This is a genomic window from Streptomyces sp. NPDC020731 (genome assembly GCF_044334705.1).
Lineage (GTDB): Bacteria > Actinomycetota > Actinomycetes > Streptomycetales > Streptomycetaceae > Streptomyces.
Genome location: NZ_JBIRTN010000034.1, coordinates 1 through 23,135, shown reverse-complemented (window position 1 = coordinate 23,135; position 23,135 = coordinate 1). Strand labels below are relative to the sequence as shown.

Below are 23,135 nucleotides of genomic sequence, written 5' to 3'. Positions count from 1 at the left end.
GGCCCGTGAGGCCCTGCCCGCCCGACGGGCCGGGGAACCGTGCCCGCGACGGTCCTCGTCATCCGCGTACCTGTGCGTTGGGGGCGTGCCCCCAACGCACCGCACCGCCCCTACCGGACCGCCGCTTCCACCGGTGTCGTGGGCTGTCGGTGCGGCTCGGGGTCGGCGGCCTTGGCCGGGCCCGCGTTGGCCGCCAGGACCAGCGCCGCGACCGCGGCGACGGCCGCGGCGAAGCCACGGGCGTAACGCTCGGTGGGGCGTGTGGGTTCCAGCACGGCGACCTCGCAACAGCAACGGGTTAAGCATGTTTAATTCGCGGTTTAACCTAGGGGCTGTCGAGCACGAACGGCAAGAGGCACTGGGGAGTTGGCGTGGGGGAGCGGGACGAGCCGGCGACCATCGGGCGGCGGGTGCAGCAGTTGCGGGTGGGGTGCGGGCTGACCCAGAAACAGCTGGCGGAGCCGGTGTACACGCCCGCGTACATCTCCACGCTGGAGGCGGGACGGGTGCGCCCCTCCGACGACGCGTTACGGCATCTCGCCGACCGTCTCGGAGTCACGTTCGACGAACTGGCCACCGGACGTTCCGCCCGGCTCGTGACCGAGCTGCACCTGCGGCTGACCGAGGCGCAGCGCACGCTCGCCGTCGGTGAGACGGAGGCCGCGGTGGAGCAGTACGCCGGGCTGCTCGCCGAGGCGGAGGCGCACGGCCTGGCCGAGGAGCAGGCCGCCGCGCTGCTCGGGCTCGGGGAGTGCGCGCTGGAGACCGGCGAGCTGGCCGGGGGCCGCCGGCACTTCGAACGGGCCGAGGCCCGGCTCGCCGAGGCGCCGCTGCCCGCACGGGTGCCGGCGCTGCGCGGGCGGGCCGTCGCGCACTACCTCGCGGGAGAGCTGCGGTACGCGGTCTACCTCCTCGAGACCACGATCGACGAGCTGAACCGGGGCGGCCTGCACGACCCGGACGCGCTGCTGCTGCTCTACGCCAGCGCGATCGGCCCGTACATGGACATGGGCGCGCACGCGCGGGCCGCGCAGGCGGCGGAGTTCGCGCTGGCGCTCGCGCCGCAGTCCGGCGACCCGGCGCTGGTGGCGCGCATGCACCGGTCGGTGGCCCGCACCCTGCTCGCCGAGGGCCGCCTCGCCGAGGCGGACGCCTCGCTGGCCAAGGCGGCGGAGCTGTACCGCGGGCTGCAGCTCCGTACCGAGCTGGCCAACTGCCACTGGATGCGCGGCTACGTGTACGCGCAGAACGGCGAACTGGAGCGCGCCGAGAAGGAGATGCGCGAGGCGCTGGAGATGCTGTCGGCCAAGCGGGCGTCCCTCTACAGCAGCCAGGTGACCGTCGAGCTGGCCGACGTACTGCGCCGGCGCGGCAGCTCCCAGGAGGCGGCGGCCCTGCTGGAGGACGTGCTCGGCGGGCTCTCCCCCGAGCGGGGCGCGGTGCACGCGGCGGCGGCGCACCGGCTGCTCGGCATCATCGCCGAGGACGCCCGCGACGCCGAGCGGGCCGAGGAGCACTACGTTCGCGCGATGAGCCTGCTGGAACGCGCGGGCGCGGCCGGCGACCTGGCCGACCTGTGCCGCCTCCTCGGTGACCTGCTGCGCCGCACCGGCCGCGTCGAGGCGGCCTTGGACGCCTACCGCACCGGCCTGGGCCACCGCACGGCCCCGGGCACCACGACCCTGGGGCCGGCCCCGGCACAACCCCCGCTCTGACCGTTTCGGTGTGGGGCGGGCCGGGTAGTCGGGGGCTCACTTCCGGGGTGGACGGCCGAAGGAGGCGGTGGGCGTGCGGCCCAGGGACGGCCCCGAGGGCGAACCGGGCCGGGAGGACGAACAGGTGATCGGCGTGATCGCCGCGGAGCTGCGGGACGCCGAGCCGGCCGACGTGCCGGGACGGCTGTGCGCGGTGGCCGTCGCGCTGCTGCCGGTGGACGGGGCGAGCGTGTCGCTGCGCGGCGACGGCATGCCCGTACAACTCGGTGCCTCCGGTCCGCAGGCCGCGCGTCTCGCCCAGCTCCAGGCCACCCTGGGCGACGGCCCCTGCCGCCATGTCCTGGAGGCCGGCACGCCGGTCCTCGCCCGCGACCTCGCCGCCGCCGGCTGCGCCGACCGCTGGCCCGTCTTCGCCCAGCAGGCGCTCGGCGCCGGCGTCCGCGCCGTGTACGCGCTCCCCCTCGGCAGCGGCGCCGTCTGTGTCGGCACCCTCGACCTCTACCGTGACACCCCCGGCGGACTCACCGACGGCCAGCTGCGGGTGGCCCGGCTCGTCGCCGGCGTCATGACGGTGGCGCTGATGGATCTGCCGTACGGCCTCCTGGACGGCGACGAACCCTGGCTCAGCGGGCTGGCCGCCGACCACGACCGTGTCCACCAGGCCGTCGGCATGATCATGGCCCAGCTGGGCGTCGGCGCCGACGAGGCCCTGGCCCGCCTGCGCGCCGACGCCTTCGCCCACGACCGCACGGCCCTGGAGGTCGCCCTGGACGTGGTCTCCCACCGCCGGCGCTTCGACACGCCCTGACCGCGCGGTCTCCTGCCCTTGACGGCCATGGACACAGCCATCCTCCTCCTCGCCCGCGTCGTGATCCTCGGCGGCATGACGATCCGGAGCCACCTCTCCCGCGCCGACCGCCGCGCCGCCCGCATCGAGCGCGAACTCGACGTGGTGATGCGGCACCTGGACCTCGGTGAGGAGGTGCCGGGAGCGGACGAGATCCTCGCCCCGGCCCGCCGGGAGGAAGAGGATCCGGGCGATCAGGCTGTACCGCGGGACCACGGGCGCGGACCCGGTCGAGGCCGGACAGGCCGTGGGCCGCCCGAGTCGATCCTGCGCTTCCCGGCGCTCCCCCGCCTCAGACCCGTACCCGCGCCTGCCGGCCGACGTCCGTCAGGCGGTCCGCGCCGAGTTGGGTCATCGCCTGGGTGACCTCGGGGAGGACCGGTCCGAGGCCGCCGTTGGTGAGGGTGATCGTGTCCTCGCCGACGCGGACCGCCGCGAGGTTCACGGTGAGATACGTCGGGACTCCGTCGGACGCCTTCCCGGTCATCGTCAGCCGCAGTCCCGCCCGCGCGTCGCCGGCCTCCGGGAGCGGGAGTTCCGCCACCTCGACGAGCTGGGCGCCGGCCCGGGTGGTCGTCGCCTCGAACCGCTCGCACCTCTCCGGCAGCGCCTCCATCCAGGCCAGGACGCGGTCCACGTCGGCGGGCGGGTGCGCGGCGACCTGGTAGTGCAGCTGGGAGTCGTTGTAGGCGTCGTCGAGCGCGGCGGTGGCGCTCGGTCCGGACGGCGGGCCGAACAGTTCCTCCGTGTAGAGGGCGTCGAGCAGCCGGTGGCAGTCGGCGTTCTCCGTCTTCGCCTTGAGCATCCCGTCCCGCCAGGTCGCCGCGCCCCGGCTCGTCATCCACGGCTCCCCCAGGTCCGTCTCCGTGATCAGCGCCGCCCGCAGCTGTTCCTCGCTCAGCGCGGGCGGGCCGGGCGGGGGCTGCTCGGCGGCGGGCGAGGCGGAGGATGTGGTCGGGGGATCGGACACGCCCGCGGGCAGCGCGCGAGGCACCTCCCGGTCGCCGGCCACGCAGGCCGCCGCGGTCAGCAGGGCCGTCACCGACAGCGCGGAGGCGAGGAGGGCGCGGGTGGCGGCCGGGGCATGGGTCATCGGGTGCCTCCTGGGGGAACCGGGCCGTCCAGGAGCGGACGTGTTCCCACGGCACCACCCCGCCGGTCGCCCCACCAGCGCGGCGCGCCGTCCGGGTGAGCCACCCGCACCGGGGAACGTGCCCGGCCCGCGCAGGTGCCGGCGGCCGTTGCGCAGCGGTCCCCGCAGGACCGCGCACGACCGTGACCACGACGCGGAACGCCTTGTGGAGCGCGGGCGGGAAACGCGGGCGGGACCAGGACGAAAGTCCCGGCACAGCGCGTTGAAGCAGGAGGCCGCCGGAAGGGCCGGCGACTCGGACCGCGATCTGCGGCCTTCGGGCCGGAAAGCACGTCAAGGTGGTCCGGACAGATTCTCCGCCGGTACCCGCACGCACCCAGAGGAGACCGCGTGACCGATCGCACCACCACGCCCGATCCCCGGCCGCCGCACCCCGCCCCCGGTGCCGCGCCCGACCTCTCCCCCCAGAACCCCGACTGGTGGCGGCAGGCCGTCGTCTACCAGGTCTACCCCCGCAGCTTCGCCGACGCCGACGGTGACGGACTCGGCGACCTGCGCGGCATCACCCGGCGCCTCACCCACCTCGCCGCCCTCGGCGTCGACGCCCTGTGGATGAGCCCCTTCTACCCCTCCGAACTCGCCGACGGCGGCTACGACGTCGCCGACCCGCGCGACGTCGACCCCCGCCTCGGCACCCTCGACGACTTCGACGAGCTCGTCGCCGAGGCCCACCGGCTCGGCCTGAAGGTGATCGTCGACATCGTCCCCAACCACACCTCCCACCAGCACGTCTGGTTCCAGGAGGCGCTGCGCGCCGGACCCGGCTCCCCGGCCCGCGACCGTTATGTCTTCCGCGACGGCAAGGGGGAACGGGGCGAGCTGCCGCCCACCGACTGGCAGTCCGTGTTCGGCGGCAGCGCCTGGCAGCGGGTGCCGGACGGACAGTGGTACCTGCATCTGTTCGCCGCCGAGCAGCCCGACCTCGACTGGAGCCACCCGGACGTCCGCGCCGACGTCCGCACCACCCTGCGGTTCTGGGCCGACCGGGGCGTGGACGGCTTCCGCGTGGACGTCGCGCACGCCCTCGCCAAGGACCTCGACGAGCCGCTGCGCGACCTCGGAAGCCCCGAGCGGAGCCGCGAGGGCGCCCTCACCGACTTCCCGCCCGGCACCCACCCCTTCTACGACCGGGACGAGGTGCACGAGATCTACCGCGACTGGCGCAAGATCCTCGACGCCTACTCCCCGCCCCGCATGGCCGTCGCCGAGGCCTGGGTCCCCGGCGCCCGGCGTGCCCTGTACGCCCGTCCGGACGAACTGGGCCAGGCCTTCAACTTCGAGTACCTGCAGGCCGCGTGGGACGCGGAGGAGCTCCGCCGGGTCATCACCGACTCGCTGGAGACCGCGCGCACCGCCGGTGCCCCGGCGACCTGGGTGCTCTCCAACCACGACGTCGTCCGGCACGCCTCCCGCCTGATGCTGCCGCCGGACACGGACGAGAACGCCTGGCTGCTGGCCGGCGGCCACGCCCCCGCCGTCGACCCGGACGCCGGTCTGCGCCGGGCCCGCGCCGCCACCCTGCTGATGCTGGCGCTCCCCGGCTCGGCGTACGTCTACCAGGGCGAGGAACTCGGCCTGCCCGAGGTCGCCGACCTGCCCACCGAGGTCCTCCAGGACCCGATCTGGGAACAGACGGGGCACGTCCGCAAGGGCCGCGACGGGTGCCGGGTACCGCTGCCGTGGACGACGACCGGTCCGTCGTACGGCTTCGGGGCCGCCGGTGCCTGGCTGCCGCAGCCGCCGTCCTTCGCCGCGTACGCCGTCGAGGCACAGGACGGGGCCGAGGGCTCGACCCTGGAGCTGTACCGCACGGCCCTGCGGACGCGCCGCAAGCTGATCGACGGCGAGACGCTGACCTGGGCGGAGGAGACCCCGGCGGGGGTCCTGCAGTTCGACCGCGGAGACGGCTGGCGCTGTGTGGCCAACCTGTCCCCCGACCCGGTCTCCCTCCCGGCGGGCGAGGTCCTGCTGACCAGCGCACCCCTGGAGGACGGCCGCCTCGGCCCGGACACCACGGCCTGGCTCGGTCACTGACCCGCACACCGCCCCGGCCCACCGGAGCCGGGGCGGCTGCCGTCAGGAGAAGCGCGCGACGGCGTTCGGGACGATGCCGGTCCCGCGGCGGGACCCGGCAGGGGTACGGGGCGACGGGCCCCGAGGTGTCCGACCCGGCGCCGTACGGCCACCCGTACGGCCGTTCAGCGTGGGCGACCTGCGCGAACGTACCGGCAGAATCGGTTCCGGGGGTGTCCGTGACGGCCGTACAGGGAGCCCGCCGACGATGAACAGGTCCAGCAGGACAGCGGCCGCCGCGCTGACGGCGGCCGGGATTCTCGCGGGTGCGTGGCCCGCGGGCGGGGCGTTCGCCGCCGATCGCGCCCCGGTGGCGCACGACCGGGTGCTCTGGGGTGCCGTGACGATCCCGCCCGGCCGGGACGGCATCGTCGAGGCCGCCGGACTCGCGGGGCCCGCCCTCGGCGCCGGCTCCACACTGGCCCTGACCGCCCCCGCCGGGACCCGGGTGACGGGCCTGTCCCTCGACACCCCCGGCTACCGGGGCGCCGTGGCCGCCGACGGCCGCAGCGCCGTCTACACCGCGGTCTCGGCGGAGCGGCCCTGGCGGGTGGGCACCTTCCCCTTCGTGCTGGCGGTGCCCGCGGACGCGGTGCCCGGGACCAGGCTGAGCGGATGTGTCCTGCGGCTCGCGGACGCGGACGGCGTGGCGCGGGCGACCGGCGGCTGTCAGGTGACGGTGGGGCTGGCCGAGCCGGCCCTGACCCGCCCGGAGTCCGGTGTGCCGCTGGGCGCGCGGCCGGTGATCGCCGGTACGGCCCACCCGGGCGCGCGGATCACCGTCTCCGACAAGGACGGCCACGAGGTGTGCGCCGACACCGCGGGGTCCGACGGCCGCTGGAGCTGCGCTCCGGGGCCCGCCCTCCCGGACGGCCCCAACCGGCTCCAGGCCACCGCCGCCCTGAACGGCGTGAGCGCGTCGAGCGAGCAGATCCAGATCACCGTGGGGGACGCCGTCCCGGCCCGCTGACCCGGCGGCGCCCCGCCCGGCCGGGTCACACGTGCCCGGGGCCCCCGCTGCCGAAGGAGCCGCTGGAGCCGGGCAGCCAGCGCTTGCGTTTCTGGTCCGTGCCCGTCCTGGTCGCGGAGTGATGGAGTTCGTAGGGCATGAGCCGGGAGCCGGTTCTCGACATGTCCGGCATCTCGTCCGGCTCCCGGATCTCCCGCATCTCGCGGACCGCGCCGCCGTCCGGCAGCCTCGGCTGGTCCTCCGCGGTGGGGCGGGGCTCCTCCTGGTCCATGTACCGCATTCCGACACGTACGGCCCAGACCAGCGCGCCGGCCACGATCAGCCCGCCGATGAAGGCCGCGAAGACGGCCCACCTGTGCGTACTGGAGGCCAGAACTACATACGTTGCCGTGTCCATGCTTCCGAGTATGGCCGAACAAATGGGATAAAGCGCCCGGAATGCCCGGGTGGGCGGTCCGGCCTTGTCACGCTCGTGGCCCGTCCCGGCGGGCGGCCGCCCCCGGGGCGTGGCAGATTGCGGCCAGAGGAAGGCCGGGACGGGCCGTCGCGTCCCCACGTGTGCAGCTCGGGGCCCGGCCCCGGCCTTCCTGCCTCCGCGGGTCCCGCCCGGCGGCGACAGCGTCCCGCCACCCCGGCCGCCGGCGGTCCACGCGGTCCTCGCCGGGCAGGAGCTCGACGCTCCGCCGGCCGTCGTCGCCCGCCGGGCCGGCGCCGCGGCGCTCCACCGGTGCTTCCCCGCCCGCGCCGCCCTCGTCGACGCGGTCCTCCGCGACCGGCCGACGGACACGACGACGGCCGGCGAACGCGCCTGGATCCCAGCCCTGCCGGATCCCAGCCTCGGCGGGCTCCGGCCCTGCCGGATCTCGGCCTCGGCGGGCTCCGGCCCTGCCGGATCTCGGCCTCGGCGGGCCCCGGCCCCGGCGGATCTCGGCCTCGCCGGGTCCCCACCCCGGCGGATCTCGGCCTCGCCGGGCCCCCCACCCCGGCGGGCTCCGGCCTCGCCGGGCCCCCCACCCCGGCGGGTTCCTGCCCCGCCGGGCCCCTCCCCTTGCCGGATCTCAGCCCCGCCGGACCCCCGCCCCTGCCGGATCTCGGCCTCGCCGGGCCCCCACCCCGGTGGGTCCCTGCCTCGCCGGGCCCCTACCCCTGCCGGATCTCGGTCCGCCGGACCCGGTGGCGTTCTCGGCGACACGGGCCCGCACCGTCTCCGCCCGGACGACGCGTGGCGGCCGCACGGAATCCCACCGCAGGACGGATGCAGGACTTCTGTCGTCGCCACAGCAGTTTTTCCGTCGGGCCGACTAGAGTTTCCCCGTGGGGAACCCGTCCCCGTGGCGGACCGTGCCCACCGTGGTCCGCGGAAAGGCGCGTATGCCCTCGGAAGGTCAGCCGTACGCCGACGGCCGGCAGCCGGTCCGGGACCGGCTCCCCGTCGCCGACCGGCTCGACGACGACCACTTCCCGGCCTACACCATGGGCAGGGCCGCCGAGCTGGTCGGAGCCACACCCGCTTTCCTCCGCGCCATGGACGAGGCGCGGCTGATCGCCCCGACGCGTTCGGAGGGCGGCCACCGCCGCTACTCGCGCCACCAGCTGAGACTGGCCCTCCGGGCCCGCGAGCTGGTCGACCAGGGGACACCGGTCGACGCCGCGTGCCGCATCGTCAGCCTCGAGGAGCGGTTGGAGCAGGCCGAACGGGCCAATGAGGAGCTGCGCCGACGGGACGCGGGCGCGGTCCGGGGACACCGATGAAAACCTGTTCCCGCCAGAGCAGAATTTCCGCTCCCGCTGAAGAAATCTCTTTCCCTAAACACCATGCGGGGCTTTATTCCAGTGATTTTCCTCGCTTGCCGCTGGCGCCATTCATGCTAGGCTGACGTCAGTTGCAGTTGTGGTTGCCAGTTTGCTACCGGGTCTCCGGGCAGGTGATCATCGCGACGATGAAGGGATTCGTAAAGTGCGGGTCCCAGCACTGTCTCAGGAGAATTGATATGGCCACCGGTACGGTGAAGTGGTTCAACTCGGAAAAGGGCTTCGGCTTCATCGAGCAGGACGGCGGCGGCGCCGACGTCTTCGCGCACTACTCGAACATTGCCACCTCGGGCTTCCGTGAGCTTCAGGAAGGCCAGAAGGTGAGCTTCGACGTCACGCAGGGCCAGAAGGGCCCGCAGGCGGAGAACATCGTCCCCGCCTGATCGTACGCAGGGATTCAAGAGCAGGGGTTCGCACTTCGGTGCGGGCCCCTGCTCTTCGTTCCCCGTCCCTTCCCGCCCGCATTTCGCGCGGGACCGACGTGACCGCGGCCCTTTCGCCCGCCGCGCGTCCACCGCGATCCGCGGCCGTGCCGTCTCCGGCACCCGCGTGCCCGGCTCCACCTGGAAGAGGGAATCCCGTGACCGCACCCCCTTCCCGCCGCGCGTTACTGCTGGCCACGACTCTCGCCCCCGTGGCCGGCTGCGCCACCGGCACCCCGGCGCCCGAGCGCGGCCGGGCCGGCCCGCCGACACCCGGCCGCACCCCCACGCCTGCGCCGGTGGACCCCCGGAGCCTCACCGACCTCGAACGCGAGTACGACGCCCGTCTCGGGGTGTACGCCCTCGCGACCGGGACCGGCGCCACCGTGGCCCACCGCGCCGACGAACGCTTCGCGTTCTGCTCCACCTTCAAGACACTCGCCGCGGCCGCGATCCTGGACCGTCACCCGGTCGCCCGCCTGGACCGGCGCGTCACCTACGGCCGGGCCGACCTCGTCGTCGGCTCACCGGTGACGGAGAAGCACGTCGGGACCGGCATGACCCTCCGCGACCTCTGCGACGCGGCCGTACGGTACAGCGACAACACGGCCGCCAACCTGCTGCTGCGCGAACTCGGCGGCCCGCACGCACTCACCGCCCACCTGCGCGGACTCGGCGACCGGGTGAGCCGGCTCGACCACGGCGAGCCCGAGCTGAACGGCGACCCGCCGGGGGACCCGCGCGACACCACGACCCCCCGGGCCGTCACCGCCGACTACCGCGCCCTCGTCCTCGGCGACGCCCTGCCGGCCGCGAAGCGGGCCCTGCTGAAGGACTGGCTGGTCCGCAACACCACCGGCGGCCGGCGCGTCCGGGCGGGTGCCCCCCGGGACTGGAAGGTGGGTGACAAGACCGGCACCGGGGAGTGGGGCCGGGCCAACGACGTCGCCGTGCTCTGGCCGCCGCGCGGCGCCCCGCTGGTGATCGCCGTCCTGACCGAGCGGCCCGGCCGCGGGGCCGCCCCCAGTGACGCCCTGGTCGCCGAGGCGACCCGCCGCGTACTCGCCGCCCTCGTCTGAGCCGGGGGCGGCGGCTTCGGCGTCAGCCCTGCTTGGGCGCGGCCTGCTGGACCACCTCGAAGGACCACAACGTGGCGTCCGTGGCCGCAGGACGGGGCTTCTCGCCCTGGGCCCCGCCGTGGGCGGCCTGGGCACGGCCGGCCATCCAGCGCTGGAAGTCCTCCTCGGTCCGCCAGCGGGTGTAGACGAGGTAGGTGTCGGTGCCCTCCACCGGACGCAGCAGCTCGAACCACTCGAACCCGTCCGAACCCTCCACCGCCCCCGCCCGCGCGGCGAACCGCTGCTCCAGCGTCTCGCGCTGCTCCGCCGGAACCGTGAGTACGTTGATCTTGACGATGCTCATGTCCCGATTGTTCCGCAGGGCCGGCCCGGGACACGTGGCGGGGCCCGTGCGGGCGCGTCCGCCCCAGCAGGAGGTCAGCCGAGGCAGATCACCAGGAGGCAGAGCCGGGAGGAGTCCGGCTCTGCCGCCGGCGGCGTGGAAGGAGCGGAGGGGGTGGGCCGGGAGCCGTCACCCTGGCCGGTGCCGCCGGCGGCCGGGGGCGGCGACACCGGCTGCGTGGCCGTGCCGGAGCCGGAGCCCGGCACGGATTCCGGTGCCGATCCCGTGTCCGCCCCTGTGGCCGAGCGCGAGCCGGAGCGGGAGACGGGGTCCGGGGAGGTCGTACGCGGCTGCGACGGCACCGCCGTGTCCGGGGCGGCGGCGCCGTCCGTGCGGGTGTCCGACGGGGTGGTCACCGCCGGCGTGGCTTCGGTGGCCGTCCGCCCGCGCCGGTCGTCGGTCGGGGGCGACTGCTCCGTACGGTCCGGGGAGGGGGTGGCCGGGGCGTCCGGGTCGTCGTACTGGTCCGCGGGGTGCTCCGCGCCGCCCATGCCCCTGAGATTGGGTGCCGTGGCGGCCCGGGCGCTGTCCGTGCCGCCCCGGTCCACGGAGGCGAGGGTCAGCCCGCCGCCGACGAGGGCCACGGCCGTCGCGACCAGGGCCCGCCGCTGGGTCTTCTTCCAGCGGGCCAGCTGCCGCCGCCGCGCTGCCCGGCCCGTGCCCGTGGAGGTGGAGGCGGAGGCGGAGGCGGATATGGAGGCCGGCCGCGGGGCCGGGGGAGTGACGACGGCACAGGGCGCGGCGGCCGTCGCCGTCCCGGGGACGGTACGGCCGCCGATGACGGCGGGCGCGATGTCGGGGGCGTAGGCACCGCAGCCCGGGCAGACCAGGGCGCCGTTCAGATGCCGGCGACATGTGGAGCAGTAGTCCATCCGCTGTCTTCCTGAGTTGGCGTGCCGACTCCGAGGCCCGTCGGGGCGACCGGTCCGGAGCAGGGGACAGCCACGCTAACGACGCCCTCGGCCCACTGTGTGCAGCCTGTGTGCCGCTCCTGCGCACATTCTCCGCACAGCCCGCGAGAGTGCCGTGAGCATGCATGTCGCACCACCGCACAACGGACACAGTCACATGGTCGCCCCGCCGCACCCGCCCGGAAGGCACCACACGTGAACCCCCGTACCACCCCCCGCACCCGCGCCGCCTCCGTACGTCGCCCCGTCCTGCTCCTGACCGCCGGCCTGTCGGTCCTGTCGCTCACCGCGTGCGGCGTCGTCGGCGCGGTGGGCGGTGACGACGGGTCCGCGTCGCCGGGCAGGAGCTACGACATCACCGTGGGCCTGCTGCTGCCCGACAAGGACACGGCACGCTTCGAGAAGTTCGACCACCCCCTCATCCGGGACCGCGTCTCGTCCCTCACCAACAAGCAGGGCAAGGTCGTCTACGCCAACGCCGAGGGCAGCAAGGACAAGCAGAGCGAGCAGTTCCGGAAGATGGTCGCCGACGAGGTCGACGTGATCGTGGTGGACGCGGTGGACTCCAAGGCCGTCGCGCCGGACGTGGAGAGGGCGAAGGAGGCGGGCATACCCGTCATCGCCTACGACCGTCTCGCCGAGGGCCCGATCGACGCGTACGTCTCCCACGACAACGAACTCGTCGGCCAGGTGCAGGGCCGCGCCCTCGTGAACGCGCTCGGCGAGGACGCCGAGAACAGCAAGGTCGTCATGATGAACGGCGCGCCCACCGACCCGAACACGGCGCTGTTCCGGGAGGGCGCGCTCGGCGAACTGGACGGCCATGTGGACATCGCCAAGTCGTACGACACCAGGAAGTGGCTGCCCGAGGTCGCCGCGGAGAACATGCGCGAGGCGGTGAAGGAGGTCGGCGTCGGGAACATCGCCGCCGTCTACTCGGCGAACGACGGCATGGCCGGCGCCGTCATCGAGGTGCTTCAGGACGCGGGGGTCACCGATCTTCCGCCGGTGACCGGGCAGGACGCCGATCTGGCGGCGGTGCGCCGGGTCGTGTCGGGCACGCAGTACATGACGGTGTACAAGTCGTTCCTGCTGGAGGCGACGGGGGCGGCGGACATGGCGGTGGCCAAGGTGCAGGAGAGGTCGATCCAGTTCGACGCGCTGGCGCGTGACGTGGTCGACAGCCCGACGCGCAAGGACATCCCGGCGATGCTGGTCCCGGTGGTCGCCCTCACGAGGGAGAACATCGAGGCCACGGTGGTCCAGGACGGTGTCTACACCGTCGAGGACATCTGCGCCGGGGCGTACGCGGCGGACTGCGCGGAGATCGGTCTGACGTCGTAGGAAGCGGGACGGCGGCCGGCCCTCCCGGAGGAACCGGGAGGGCCGGCCACTGCTCACCTCCCCTACGGAGTCACGGTGTTGCCGCCGAAGCCGACGACCAGGCGGCCGTCCGAGGCGAAGGACCAGTCCAGGGCGCCGGAGTAGCCGGCGCACCGGGATCCGTTGGAGCCGGACCAGAACTGGTTCGAGCTGTCGGCGCTGCCCACGATCCGGTCGTTCGTCCCGTCGTCGCCGCGGCACGAGGTGTTGTTGCGGAACACCGACGTGCCCGCGTCGAAGTTGAAGTTGCGCTCGGCGTTGTCGATGCTGACGTTGTCGGAGACGGTCATCGAGCCCGGGTTGCTGTTGTACGTGAACCCGTGCTTGCCGTTGTCGTAGGCGATGCTGCGCCGGACGACGTGGTTGACCGCGATGTCCTCGCCGCCGAGCTTGTAGCCGTTGCGGTCGCCGTTTCCGGCCTGGCCGCCGTTGCTGAGGGTGCCGTTCTCGTAGGCGAGGGAGTCCTCGATGGTGACCGCGCCGATCGCGCCGGTGTCGTCCTTGGTGTAGAGGTCCCAGCCGTCGTCGATGTTGTTGTGGGCGACGGCGTAGCGGAAGACGTTGCCGGGCCCGGAGGTGAGTTTGGCGGCGAAGCCGTCGGCGTCCTCGCCGTCGGAGTCGGCGTTGTCGTGCGACTCGGCGCTCAGGACGAGGTTGTTTGAGGGCCACTGGTCGCGGGGCGTGTCGGAGGTCATCCGGGAGAGCTGGAGACCGGTGTCGCGGTTGTAGCGGGTCACCGTGCGCTCGAAGACGTTGTTGCTGCCGCCGACGAAGATGCCGTTGTCCCCGGCGCGTTCGACGACGATCCCCTTGACGTGCCAGTACGACCCGTTCACGGCGAGCCCGCGGTTGGACGAACTCTCGCTCTGTGCGGAGAAGTTCAGTACGGGCGTCTCGCCCGGGTAGGCGGTGAGCTCGGTGCGGTCGCCCGAGGTGCCGTTGTTGCCCGCGGGGATGGTGACCGTCTGGGAGTGGTTGTAGGTGCCGCCGCGCAGGTAGATCGTGCCGCCGGGGGTGATGCGGTCGATCGCGGAGGTGAGTGTCGTCGGGTCGGACTGGGTGCCGGACGCGCCGGCGCTGCCGCCCGGTGCCACGTAGAGGGCGGAGGCGGGCGGCGGGGTGGTCGTGTCGCCGCTCGTCTCCACGTCGATGTAGTCGATGTTGGGCAGTCCGGCGGACGACGTCGGGCCGAGCCGGACGGTGTTGCTGCCCGAGCGCACCGGCACGGTGAGCGTCTTCGTCGTCCAGCCCGTCCAGTCGCCGGTGGCCTCGAAGGAGGCGGAGGCGACCGTGCTGCCGTTCACCACGATGTTCGCGGCGCGTGCGCTGCCGCTGCCGTTGGCGAAGCGCACCCGGAGCGTCGCCGTCTCGGCGGCGGAGGCGCCGACGGTGAACTGGACGTAGCCGCCGGTGCCGTTGGTGCCGTTGCAGAAGCCGCTGCCGGAGTATCCGGACCACTCGGTCTCGATGGCGCCGGTGCAGACCGCCGAGGACCCTTCGGCCTCGTACCGCACGGTGGCGGCCTGTGCGGGGTTGCCGGACAACGCGACGAGTGTGCCGGCCAGCAGGCCGGCGCAGGCGAGGGCGGGTCTCAAGTGCATCGTTCGTCTCCAGGTTCGGTCGGCTGGTGGGACGAGTTCGTCGGTGCGTTCGAGTGTGTGAACGGAGAAAGCGCTTTCCGGGACCGTAAGGGGCTGCCGTGGGCACGTCAAGAGCCTTGACGTTGAATCAGGTTCACATCCATGAATAACCGGGCCGTGGCGCCACCCCCGCGCGGACCGGTGGGATCGCCCCGAAATCTTGTGACACAGCACACACCGGCCGGAGCGATGACTTCATCCCCTGCCGTTGGTCGTACACACGACAACACCGACGCAAGGAAGGCCCGGTCATGAGCCACACGCTCGGCGCACCCCACTCCGTCGTCCCCGTTTCACCCGCGTCGCGTCCGGCGGCACGGTGGGCCGTGGCCGGCGGCATGCTGGCGGGCCCGCTGTTCCTCACGGCCGGTCTCGCCCAGGGCTTCGCGCGGGAAGGCTTCGACTTCACCCGTCACGCGATCAGCCAGCTCGCCCTCGGCGAGGCGGGCTGGATCCAGACGGTGAACTTCCTGCTCGCCGGGGCCTTGCTCATCGCCGGGGCCGCCGGTCTGCGCCGGACGCTGGGCGGCGGTGCGGGCGCGGCCCGGGGCCCCGTGCTGGTCGGTGTGTGCGGTGCCTCGTTCTGGGCCGCCGCGGCCTTTCCCGCCGACGCAGGTGCGGGCTTCCCCGTCGGCTCCCCCGACACGACCACGCTGAGCGGACACGGAGCCGCCCACATGCTCGCCGGGACGGCCGGTTACCTCGCCCTGTGCGCCGCGTTCGTCGTCCTGGCCCGCCCGCTCGCCGGCCGCGGCCACCGGGGCTGGGCCGTCGCCTCCCGCCTCGTGCCCGTCGCCGTCCTCGCCGGATTCGCCGGCTCCGCCGCCTCCGTCCTGGCGTTCACCGCGGGCGCGGGTATCGGCCTGCTCTGGCTGACCGCGCTGACGGCCCGGCTGGCCACCACCCCGGCGAACCGCTAGCCGGCTGCCGCACCATCGACCTCATCGAGATCTTTCCGACACGAGACGGGAGCACCCCATGACCGACGCGGTGAAGGGCCCTGCCAGCTACTTCCCCTCCATCGAGAAGAAGTACGGCCGGCCCGTCGCCGAGTGGAAGGAGCTCATCCGCTCCTCCCCGCTCACCAAGCACATGGAGCTCGTCAACTGGCTCAAGGCCGAGCACGGACTGGGCCACGGCCATGCCAACGCCCTGGTCGCCCACACACTGGCCGAGGACAGCGGCAGGTGACCGGGCGCGGGCGGCGGGCCAGGCGCCCGCGCCCACGTGGTCCGGCAGGCCGAAGAGCGGAAAGAGCCGCTCGGTGTCACGGAAGGCCGTGATGCCCGTGATGCGGTCGCCGGAGAACTCGACGACCTGAGGGGCCCAGGGCTCGTAGCCGGTCCGGTCCGTACGGGGACGGTACCGGCCGGACGCGGGGGAGCCGTTGGCCACCGTCGGGATCGGGCGGGACCCCCGGCATCCGACCGCCGGCCCGGTCGGCCGGGCCCGGATGCCGCGAACTCCGCGCATCCGGTGGGTGTACGGCGGCAGGCACGGGGTGACGTCGGCAGGGAGGAGCATGTTCGGCTCCTCCCTGTCGTGGCAGGAGAAGGCCGTGGCGTACCGCTCGGCCGGCGGCCGCACCGCACCACATCCTGAAAAGCCCTCGGTGCGGTTCGGGGCCACGCCCCCGGGTTGTCGCACCCCTAAGCCGCGGGCTGCCGGGCCGCGGCGGTTCCCGGCACGGGGCGCCTGGCCCGGCGCAGGAGCGGTGCCTCGACGGCGTAGTACGACAGCAGGGCCATCAGGACGGTCAGCAGGGCCGTGGCCGGCAGGAGGCCGTCCCTCATGCCGAGGGAGGCCAGCAGCCGTACGACGGGGTAGTGCCACAGGTAGATGCCGTAGCTCAGGTTGCGGCCCACCCAGGTCAGCGGCGTGAGCGAGAGCAGCCGGGAGAGCCCTTTGCCGGGGCACAGTTCGAGGGCCGCGACCAAGGTGGCGGACAGGACCGCCACCAGCAGGAACCCGACGGTGTACCAGGCGGCCGTCCAAGGACCGGCGTCGGCGGTCACCGGCATCCGCCAGGCCACCAGCGCCAGCGCCCCCAGCGCCGGCCAGGCCAGCCGGCCCGCCCAGGTGCGCAGCACCGCCAGCCGGGGGTCGTCGGCGCGCAGCCGGGCGAGGGCCACGGCGACGAGGGCGCCGGCCAGCAGCTGGTCGGCGCGGGTGTCGGTGCCGTTGTAGATGCGGTGGGCCGCGTCCGGGTGCCACAGGGCGCAGCGCCACAGCACGGGCAGCGCGCACAGGGCCGCCGTGCAGAGCAGCACCGTGCGCGGCCGGACGGACCGCAGCAGCGCCGGCAGCACGAGCGGCCAGAGCAGATAGAACTGCTCCTCCACCCCCAGCGACCAGGTGTGCGCGAGCGGCCCCATCAGGTCGTCGTACGGCCCGGAGTCCGCGGCCCGTACGACGTTGACCAGGAACAGCGCCGACAGCCCCGCCGCCTGCAGGGAGCCGTCGAAGCCCCACAGCGGGGTGGTCACCGACAGGACCGCGCAGACCGCGCAGAGGGCCAGCAGCGCGGGGACGAGCCGCAGCCAGCGCCGCCGGTAGAAGGGCAGCAGGGCGACGCCGCCGGTGCGGGTGTACTCGGCGAGCAGCAGCCGGGTGATGACGAAACCACTGATGGTGAAGAAGACGTCCACGGCGACCGAGCCGCCCGGCAGCACGTCCGGCGCCACGTGGTAGACGAGCACCAGTGCGACCGCCACCGTCCGCAGTCCGTCCAGGCCGTTCACCCGGCCGCTGCGCGCCACCGCGGACGGGAAGCCGCGCCCCGTCGGCGGGGCGGGTCCGCCGGAGCCGTGCGGCTCCGCCTTTCTCGTGTCGAGTCCGGAATCCTCTGCTGTCGCCGAGCCCGCTTCCTGAGCCATGAACGAGATCGCTTCCCGCCTGCCGACTACATGGGGTAACCCGGTGCGCCTGTCCCGAAACCACGGACGCATGCCTGAACGGGGTGATCGGCGGCGGGAGCTACGATCCGGGGCATGGCGCTGAGCGTGAGGGACGTGGATCGGTTCGAGGCATTCCGGCCGCGGCTGGAGGCCATCGGTTACCGCCTCCTCGGCTCCGCGAGCGAGGCCGAGGACGCCGTGCAGGAGACGTTCCTGCGCTGGCAGGCCGCCGACACCGGCCGCATCGAGGTCCCCGAGGCCTGGCTGACGAAGGTGCTCACCAACCTGTGCCTCAACCAGCTCACCTCGGCCCGCGCCCGGCGCGAGACCTACGTGGGCGAGTGGCTCCCCGAGCCGCTGCTCGCCGGCGACCGGATGCTCGGCCCCGCCGACACCGCCGAACAGCGCGAGTCGGTCTCGTACGCCGTCCTCACCCTGCTGGAACGTCTCTCCCCCAACGAGCGGGCGGTGTACGTGCTGCGGGAGGCCTTCGACTATCCGCACCGGGAGATCGCCGCGATCCTCGACCTCACCGAGGCCGCCAGCCAGCAGATCTTCCACCGGGCCAGGAAGCACGTCGCTCAGGGCAAGGCGCGCGCCGAGATCGACGAGGCCGCCGCCCGGCGGATCGTCGACGAGTTCCTCGCGGCCGCCACCAGCGGCCGGACCGAGCCGCTCGTACGGCTGCTCACGCAGGACGCCGTCGCGGTCGGCGACGGCGGCGGAAGGGTCCCGGCCCGCGCCAAGGCGTTCGAGGGCGCGCTCGCGGTCGCGACGTTCGTGCGGGGCCTGTTCAAGCCGGGCAAGGCCAAGCGCGACATCGTGGGCGGCTCGCCCGGCGTCCACGCCACGACCGCCAACGGCGACCCCGCCCTCGTGGTGGTCCTCGACGGCCGGGTCGTCGGCGTCATGTGCTTCGCGGTCACCCCCGAGGGCATCACCGCGATCCGCAGCCAGGTGAACCCCGACAAGCTGGAACGCGCGACCCGGCTCTGGGCGGCCGCCGACCACGGCGACCCCCTGCTCACCGTCTTCTGACCGCCATGTGACCCACACCACGCCCCGCTCCTGTCAGGAAACGGCGGGCCGCCCGGTTCAAGGGGCGACCCGCCGAAGAGCCGACGACAGGAGCAGGGAAATGCAGCACCGCATCATCGTCCTCGGAGCCGGATACGCCGGAGCCATCGCCGCCGGCCGCCTGGCCAGGCGGCTGCGCCGCGAAGACGTCGCCATCACCCTCGTCAACGCCGAGCCCGACTTCGTCGAGCGCGTCAGGATGCACCAGCTCGCGGTGGGACAGGAGCTCAGGCCCCGCCCCTTCAGCGAGATGTTCGCGGGCACCGGTGTGGAACTGCGGCAGGCGACGGTGACGGGCGTGGACGCCGACCGCAGGACGGTCACCGTCACCGATGACACCGGGGGGACCGGGCAACTGACGTACGACACCCTCGTGTACGCCCTCGGCAGCGGCTGGGACACCCAGGGCGTCCCCGGCACCGCCGAACACGCCCACGAGATCGCCAGTCGCTCCGGAGCCCTCCGCCTGCGCGAGCGCCTGGCCGGCCTGGACGCGGGGCGGTCCGTGGTCGTGGTCGGCGGCGGACTCACCGGCCTGGAGGCCGCGACCGAGATCGCCGAGGCACGTCCGGACCTCGACGTCTCCCTCGCCGCCCGCGGCGATCTCGGCGACTGGCTCTCCGCCAAGGGCCGCCGGCACCTGCGCAAGGTCGTCGACAAGCTCGGCATCACCGTGCACGAGCAGGCGTCCGTCACCACCGTCGGCGCCGACCACGTCACCACCGCCGACGGCCGCTCCCTTCCGGCCGCGGTCACCCTGTGGACCACCGGCTTCGCCGTCCATCCGCTCGCCGGGGCCACCACCCTGGAGACCACCGGCACCGGCCGGATCGTGGTCGACGGCACCATGCGCTCCGTATCGCACCCGGATGTGTACGCCATCGGCGACGCGGCGCTGGTGCAGGGCCCCGGCGACAAGCCGCTGCGGATGTCGTGCGCCTCGGGTGTTCCCACCGCCTGGCAGGCCGCCGACGCCATCGCGGCCCGCCTGACCGGCGGCAAGCTCCCCGACGCGCCGCTGCGCTACTTCAACCAGTGCATCTCGCTGGGCCGCAAGGAGGGCCTGATCCAGTACGTCACCGCCGACGACCGCGCCGTCGGCGCGGCTCTGACCGGGCGCCTCGCCGCCCTCTACAAGGAACTGGTCTGCAGGGGCGCGGCCTGGGGCGTGGCCAACCCGACCCTCGGCATCCCGACCCGCACCCGGGGCGTGCTCCGCGAGCCGGCCGCCCCGGATCCGACGGTCAGGGCCGCGGCCTGACGCGCACCCGGCCGCGCGCGCAGGCCGCAGGCGGGACGCCCCGTACGAAGGCCCGCCGGCACCGGGGAACGGCCGGAGACGACGTACCCCGTACGCCGTCCGGCACCGGACGGCGGGTTCGGACCCGGCCTCCCGCTCCCCGTGGTCGTGGCGGCCGGAGCACTCGTCGGGCTCGTGGCACGGGCCGTCGGCCGGCGCCCGCCGCGTCGCGCGCCGGGCGCGGTACGCGTCCGGGGGCAGCGCATCGGTGTCCACCTTCCGGACGCCGGCTGCCCGGGCTCGCGGAGTGGGGTCGCGCCGCTGACGGATGCGTGCTGTCCTGGAAATCAGTCGCAGGAGTACACGCCGATGCGTCACAGCCGGACTTCCGCTCTCGCATCCGCCCGGTCGCCCGCGCCGACCGGAGCGGGCGGCGGCCTGCTGCCGGCCCGGGATCTCGCGGCCGCCTGGTCCGTGGTCGTCCTGATCGCGGTGCCCGCCTGGGCACTGACGATCGGACAGGCCCGGGACATGGGGGTCGCGCCCGGCACGATGGGGATGGCGCTGCCGCTGTTCCTGCTGCTGTGGGTGACGATGACGGCGGCCATGATGCTGCCGTCCATGGCGCCGGTGGCCCTCACCTGGGTGCGGGGGATCGGCCGGCAGTCCTCCGGCCGGCGACGGACCGTGCGCACCGTCGAGTTCGTGGGCGGGTACCTGTTGGTGTGGACCGCCTTCGGACTGCTCGCCTACGCGGCCCTGGCCCTCACCGGCGGCCTGGTGGACGGCCGTCCGACCGCCGGACGCTGGATCGGCGCCGTGGCCTTCCTGCTCGCGGGCCTGTATCAGCTCGGCCCCCTCAAGAACGTCTGTCTGCGGCACTGCCGCGATCCCATGGGCCACCTGGTGCGTTACGCCGGATTCCGGCAGCCGGCCCGCGACCTCCGGGTGGGCGTCCATCACGGCGCCTACTGCGTCGGCTGCTGCGCGGGACTGATGGTCGTCCTGATCCCGCTCGGCGTGATGAACGTGGCGGCGATGGCCGGACTGACCGTGGTGATCTTCGTGGAGAAGCTGTGGTCCCGCGGTCCGCTGCTCGCCCGGATCGCGGGCGTGGCGTTCCTCGTGCTCGCCGTGCTCGCGCCGTTCCAGGACTGGCTGCTGCCGGGGCTGCGGGAATCGATGCCGTCGATGGACGGCATGTGACGCATCCGGAAGCGACCGCGACCGGCGGGCGGCCTCCGGCCCCTCTAGCCCGGGCCGCTCCAGTCGAACGAGAAGTGTTTGCTCGACTTCCCCGAGCGTTCCCAGGAGAAGCCGAACGCGTCGGCCCGGTCGGTGGTGGCCCGTCCCCAGGTGGCGACCTGGCCGGGCCCGACCTCGGCGCCCGGGGCGTTGTGGACCTGGACGCGTGCGCCGTCCGGCGTCGTCGGGCCGGTGAGCGCCTCGGCGGTGGCCGTGACCCGGCCGGGAACCTCCGCCCGCCAGGTGGCGAGGTCCTCGTCGATCTCGACGTGGACGGGGGCGAAGTCCATGCCGCGCATCTCGGGGTGGAACATCTCCCCGAACTGCGCCGGCCATCCGCCCGCCTCCCCGCCGAAGACGGTCCCGAGCGCGGCGCGCTGCCGCTCGTCGGCCCGTTCGTCGAGGAAGACCGCGGCGTACGGGTCGGTGTGCGTGCCGGCCCAGGGGTTGCCGACGAAGGAGCCGAGCATCAGGACGTTGAGATCGTCGAGCCGCACGTCGCCGAAGCTGCCTTCCCGGATGTGCCAGACCAGCACGCCTTCGCAGTCGCCGTAGGTCGGGGGCTGGGCGAACGTGCAGGGGCACGGTATGGCGCACTTGCACACGTCGAACCAGTCGCCGGCCAGGTGCCAGCGCGTACCGGTGGTGACCTGCTCTGTCATCGCGCTTCCCTCCTGCCGGGCCCGGGGGGCCCACTCGGAGTGGCGGGGCCGTGCGTCCCGGACCCGCGCCCGGGATGACGAGGCGGCCTCCCGTCCAGCTTGCACCTCACATCCGGGCAGGGGAACCCCGGCCGTGACGGTGCCCACGCACGAGACCCCTCCGCACGCCCGCTCGCGGCGGAGCACCGTGTCCGAGCCGGCCGGACCGCGCCCACGCGGTCAGCCCGGACCGGCACCGTTGGACGCCTTGTCCGCGGCGCGGCGGTACTCGGCGTTGATGCGCTGGGCTTCCTCGAGTTGGTCCTCGAGGATGACGATGCGGCAGGCCGCCTCGATCGGGGTTCCCCTGTCGACGAGCTCGCGGGCGCGAGCGGCGACCCGCAGTTGGTAGCGGGAGTACCGGCGGTGTCCGCCCTCCGAACGCAGCGGAGTGATCAGACGGGCCTCACCGATGGCCCGGAGGAAACCAGGGGTGGTGCCGAGCATTTCGGCGGCCCGGCCCATGGTGTATGCGGGGTAGTCGTCGTCGTCCAGACGACCGCTGAGTGGAGTATCTGCTGCCATGTCACCTCGTTGTACAACGCGTCGAGGGGCCCTGGTGCCGTACGGCACCAGGGCCCCGAAGGAAATTCAACACCATCTGTCGGCCCTCATGCTGTGCCGACCTTCTGTTTCCGCTGTCCGGCCCGGTGGGGGCGGGGGTGCGGGGATCGCGGTTGCGTGACCAAAGACCACCATCCGTTCCGGGGTCCTGCGGTACCCGGACCGAGAGTCTCTCGGTGCCGGGCGATCCTGATGGCGTCTGCTCCTCCGTCCTTTCCTCCGAACCAACCACTTGGTGAACGGGTACTGCGGTACTGCTACCCGCCAGTTCGTGTCTGCCGGGTCTCGCTCGATCGTGTTGACAAGAAGAAGGCTAACCGTACTGCGCCGCAATGTCTACCCTGACAAAAGTAGAATTTGGCGTGCAGGTGCCGCAGATACCTTGTGGTCCGCGACAGCGGGGGGAGCGCGCCGTCGTGGACGGCGGGGCGGGGACACGACGACAACGACGACGAGGGCCCTGCCGACGCGCGTCGGCAGGGCCCTCGTGTCTCTTGGTGGCGGTCTTCCGCCTGTTCTCACACGTCCCGGGAGGCGGTGCCCCCGGTGGTGCCGGTGTGTCCGGAGCGGAGTGCGGACACGCTCCGGCGCGGTCCCGGCTCCCCGACGGCCTCGGACCGGGCGAACGGCCCGTCGGGGACGTCCCGCGGACGGATCCGGTCCGTGCAGGCGGGGCTCCCGCGGAGAACGGCGAGCCGGGCCGGGGCCGTCAGGCCCGTGCTCCGGTCGTCCTCGTCGCACAGGACGAGGTGATCGACGCGGGCACCGGCCATGAGGGACAGCGCCACCCCGGCCGTCATGTCGTCACGGACCCGGGGCCGGACGCGTCCCCGTCGTCGGACGCGGCACCTCGGAGGAGGAATCTCCTCCGAGGTGCCGCGTCCGAGCGGGTGCCTCCGGCCGGCGAGGTGGGCCTGCGACCGCAGCGGGCCTAGGGTCTGTTGCGAAAGTGGATCTTGTTCGTTCATGATCATGTCCCGTGGGACGTGGGGATCTGACGAACGGCCAGTGGGCCCGGCTTGAG

General features: G+C 73.7%; 23 protein-coding genes. 13 read left to right on the top strand and 10 right to left on the bottom strand.

Annotation, left to right across the window (positions count from 1 at the left end):
* Nucleotides 1-110: 110 nt before the first annotated feature.
* A complete protein-coding gene (locus ACH4VX_RS34475) occupies nt 111-275 on the bottom strand; it encodes a hypothetical protein (RefSeq protein WP_398373140.1) in 165 nt (54 codons plus the stop codon).
* A 96-nt stretch (nt 276-371) separates the two neighbouring features.
* Between ACH4VX_RS34475 and ACH4VX_RS34470 the strand changes: the two genes are divergently transcribed.
* Both ACH4VX_RS34470 and ACH4VX_RS34465 read left to right on the top strand, forming a co-directional pair.
* Nucleotides 372-1,715 (top strand): helix-turn-helix domain-containing protein, encoded by a 1,344-nt coding sequence (locus tag ACH4VX_RS34470; RefSeq protein ID WP_398373138.1) that lies wholly within the window; start codon nt 372-374, stop codon nt 1,713-1,715.
* A 67-nt stretch (nt 1,716-1,782) separates the two neighbouring features.
* Complete coding sequence (locus ACH4VX_RS34465) at nt 1,783-2,523, top strand: GAF and ANTAR domain-containing protein (RefSeq protein ID WP_398373137.1); 741 nt, start codon at nt 1,783-1,785, stop codon at nt 2,521-2,523.
* A gap of 331 nt (nt 2,524-2,854) precedes the next feature.
* Here the strand turns inward: ACH4VX_RS34465 and ACH4VX_RS34460 are convergent, their stop codons facing one another.
* A complete protein-coding gene (locus tag ACH4VX_RS34460) occupies nt 2,855-3,655 on the bottom strand; it encodes a hypothetical protein (RefSeq protein ID WP_398373135.1) in 801 nt (266 codons plus the stop codon).
* A 390-nt stretch (nt 3,656-4,045) separates the two neighbouring features.
* Between ACH4VX_RS34460 and ACH4VX_RS34455 the strand changes: the two genes are divergently transcribed.
* Both ACH4VX_RS34455 and ACH4VX_RS34450 read left to right on the top strand, forming a co-directional pair.
* Nucleotides 4,046-5,749, top strand: coding sequence for a glycoside hydrolase family 13 protein (locus ACH4VX_RS34455; RefSeq protein ID WP_398373133.1), 1,704 nt, complete (start codon nt 4,046-4,048; stop codon nt 5,747-5,749).
* Between the two features lie 247 nt (nt 5,750-5,996).
* On the top strand, nt 5,997-6,758 hold the full coding sequence (locus ACH4VX_RS34450; RefSeq protein WP_398373131.1) for a carboxypeptidase regulatory-like domain-containing protein: 762 nt from the start codon (nt 5,997-5,999) through the stop codon (nt 6,756-6,758).
* Nucleotides 6,759-6,783: 25 nt separating this feature from the next.
* On the opposite strand, the gene ACH4VX_RS34445 is transcribed toward ACH4VX_RS34450, so the two are convergent.
* Nucleotides 6,784-7,155: a DUF6479 family protein gene (locus ACH4VX_RS34445; protein WP_398373130.1), complete on the bottom strand. Its 372-nt coding sequence runs from the start codon at nt 7,153-7,155 to the stop codon at nt 6,784-6,786.
* A 974-nt stretch (nt 7,156-8,129) separates the two neighbouring features.
* Between ACH4VX_RS34445 and ACH4VX_RS34440 the strand changes: the two genes are divergently transcribed.
* The 3 genes from ACH4VX_RS34440 (at nt 8,130) to bla (ending at nt 10,071) form a co-directional block, all read left to right on the top strand.
* Nucleotides 8,130-8,510, top strand: a complete 381-nt coding sequence (locus tag ACH4VX_RS34440) for a MerR family transcriptional regulator (RefSeq protein WP_398373129.1) — start codon at nt 8,130-8,132, stop codon at nt 8,508-8,510.
* A gap of 239 nt (nt 8,511-8,749) precedes the next feature.
* A complete protein-coding gene (locus tag ACH4VX_RS34435; protein WP_003969786.1) occupies nt 8,750-8,953 on the top strand; it encodes a cold-shock protein in 204 nt (67 codons plus the stop codon).
* Between the two features lie 197 nt (nt 8,954-9,150).
* On the top strand, nt 9,151-10,071 hold the full coding sequence (bla, locus tag ACH4VX_RS34430; protein ID WP_398373127.1) for a class A beta-lactamase: 921 nt from the start codon (nt 9,151-9,153) through the stop codon (nt 10,069-10,071).
* A gap of 22 nt (nt 10,072-10,093) precedes the next feature.
* On the opposite strand, the gene ACH4VX_RS34425 is transcribed toward bla, so the two are convergent.
* Together ACH4VX_RS34425 and ACH4VX_RS34420 are read right to left on the bottom strand one after the other, a co-directional pair.
* Nucleotides 10,094-10,414, bottom strand: coding sequence for an antibiotic biosynthesis monooxygenase family protein (locus ACH4VX_RS34425; RefSeq protein WP_398373125.1), 321 nt, complete (start codon nt 10,412-10,414; stop codon nt 10,094-10,096).
* 74 nt (nt 10,415-10,488) lie between these two features.
* Entirely contained in the window at nt 10,489-11,325 is an 837-nt protein-coding gene (locus tag ACH4VX_RS34420; protein WP_398373123.1) for a hypothetical protein, read from the bottom strand.
* Nucleotides 11,326-11,559: 234 nt separating this feature from the next.
* Here ACH4VX_RS34420 and ACH4VX_RS34415 point away from each other — a divergent pair, with 234 nt between their 5' ends.
* Entirely contained in the window at nt 11,560-12,708 is a 1,149-nt protein-coding gene (locus ACH4VX_RS34415; RefSeq protein ID WP_398373121.1) for a sugar ABC transporter substrate-binding protein, read from the top strand.
* Between the two features lie 62 nt (nt 12,709-12,770).
* Here ACH4VX_RS34415 and ACH4VX_RS34410 read toward each other — a convergent pair whose 3' ends face one another.
* Nucleotides 12,771-14,348, bottom strand: coding sequence for a carbohydrate-binding protein (locus tag ACH4VX_RS34410; protein ID WP_398373119.1), 1,578 nt, complete (start codon nt 14,346-14,348; stop codon nt 12,771-12,773).
* 290 nt (nt 14,349-14,638) lie between these two features.
* On the opposite strand from ACH4VX_RS34410, the gene ACH4VX_RS34405 reads away from it, so the two are divergent.
* Together ACH4VX_RS34405 and ACH4VX_RS34400 are read left to right on the top strand one after the other, a co-directional pair.
* A complete protein-coding gene (locus ACH4VX_RS34405) occupies nt 14,639-15,307 on the top strand; it encodes a DUF998 domain-containing protein (RefSeq protein WP_398373118.1) in 669 nt (222 codons plus the stop codon).
* Nucleotides 15,308-15,365: 58 nt separating this feature from the next.
* A complete protein-coding gene (locus tag ACH4VX_RS34400; RefSeq protein ID WP_398373116.1) occupies nt 15,366-15,578 on the top strand; it encodes a DUF4287 domain-containing protein in 213 nt (70 codons plus the stop codon).
* 458 nt (nt 15,579-16,036) lie between these two features.
* Here the strand turns inward: ACH4VX_RS34400 and ACH4VX_RS34395 are convergent, their stop codons facing one another.
* On the bottom strand, nt 16,037-17,263 hold the full coding sequence (locus ACH4VX_RS34395; protein WP_398373114.1) for an acyltransferase family protein: 1,227 nt from the start codon (nt 17,261-17,263) through the stop codon (nt 16,037-16,039).
* 114 nt (nt 17,264-17,377) lie between these two features.
* On the opposite strand from ACH4VX_RS34395, the gene ACH4VX_RS34390 reads away from it, so the two are divergent.
* The 3 genes from ACH4VX_RS34390 to ACH4VX_RS34380 all read left to right on the top strand — a co-directional run bounded on the left by ACH4VX_RS34390 (nt 17,378) and on the right by ACH4VX_RS34380 (nt 20,807).
* Nucleotides 17,378-18,322 (top strand): RNA polymerase sigma-70 factor, encoded by a 945-nt coding sequence (locus tag ACH4VX_RS34390; RefSeq protein ID WP_398373112.1) that lies wholly within the window; start codon nt 17,378-17,380, stop codon nt 18,320-18,322.
* Nucleotides 18,323-18,422: 100 nt separating this feature from the next.
* A complete protein-coding gene (locus tag ACH4VX_RS34385; RefSeq protein ID WP_398373111.1) occupies nt 18,423-19,622 on the top strand; it encodes an NAD(P)/FAD-dependent oxidoreductase in 1,200 nt (399 codons plus the stop codon).
* A 348-nt stretch (nt 19,623-19,970) separates the two neighbouring features.
* Entirely contained in the window at nt 19,971-20,807 is an 837-nt protein-coding gene (locus tag ACH4VX_RS34380; protein ID WP_398373109.1) for a DUF2182 domain-containing protein, read from the top strand.
* A 44-nt stretch (nt 20,808-20,851) separates the two neighbouring features.
* Here the strand turns inward: ACH4VX_RS34380 and ACH4VX_RS34375 are convergent, their stop codons facing one another.
* The 3 genes from ACH4VX_RS34375 to ACH4VX_RS34365 form a co-directional block, all read right to left on the bottom strand.
* On the bottom strand, nt 20,852-21,508 hold the full coding sequence (locus tag ACH4VX_RS34375; RefSeq protein WP_398373108.1) for a DUF1326 domain-containing protein: 657 nt from the start codon (nt 21,506-21,508) through the stop codon (nt 20,852-20,854).
* Between the two features lie 219 nt (nt 21,509-21,727).
* Nucleotides 21,728-22,072, bottom strand: coding sequence for a helix-turn-helix domain-containing protein (locus tag ACH4VX_RS34370; protein ID WP_398373106.1), 345 nt, complete (start codon nt 22,070-22,072; stop codon nt 21,728-21,730).
* Between the two features lie 557 nt (nt 22,073-22,629).
* Nucleotides 22,630-22,911, bottom strand: coding sequence for a CBS domain-containing protein (locus ACH4VX_RS34365; RefSeq protein ID WP_398373104.1), 282 nt, complete (start codon nt 22,909-22,911; stop codon nt 22,630-22,632).
* Between the last annotated feature and the right edge of the window lie 224 nt (nt 22,912-23,135).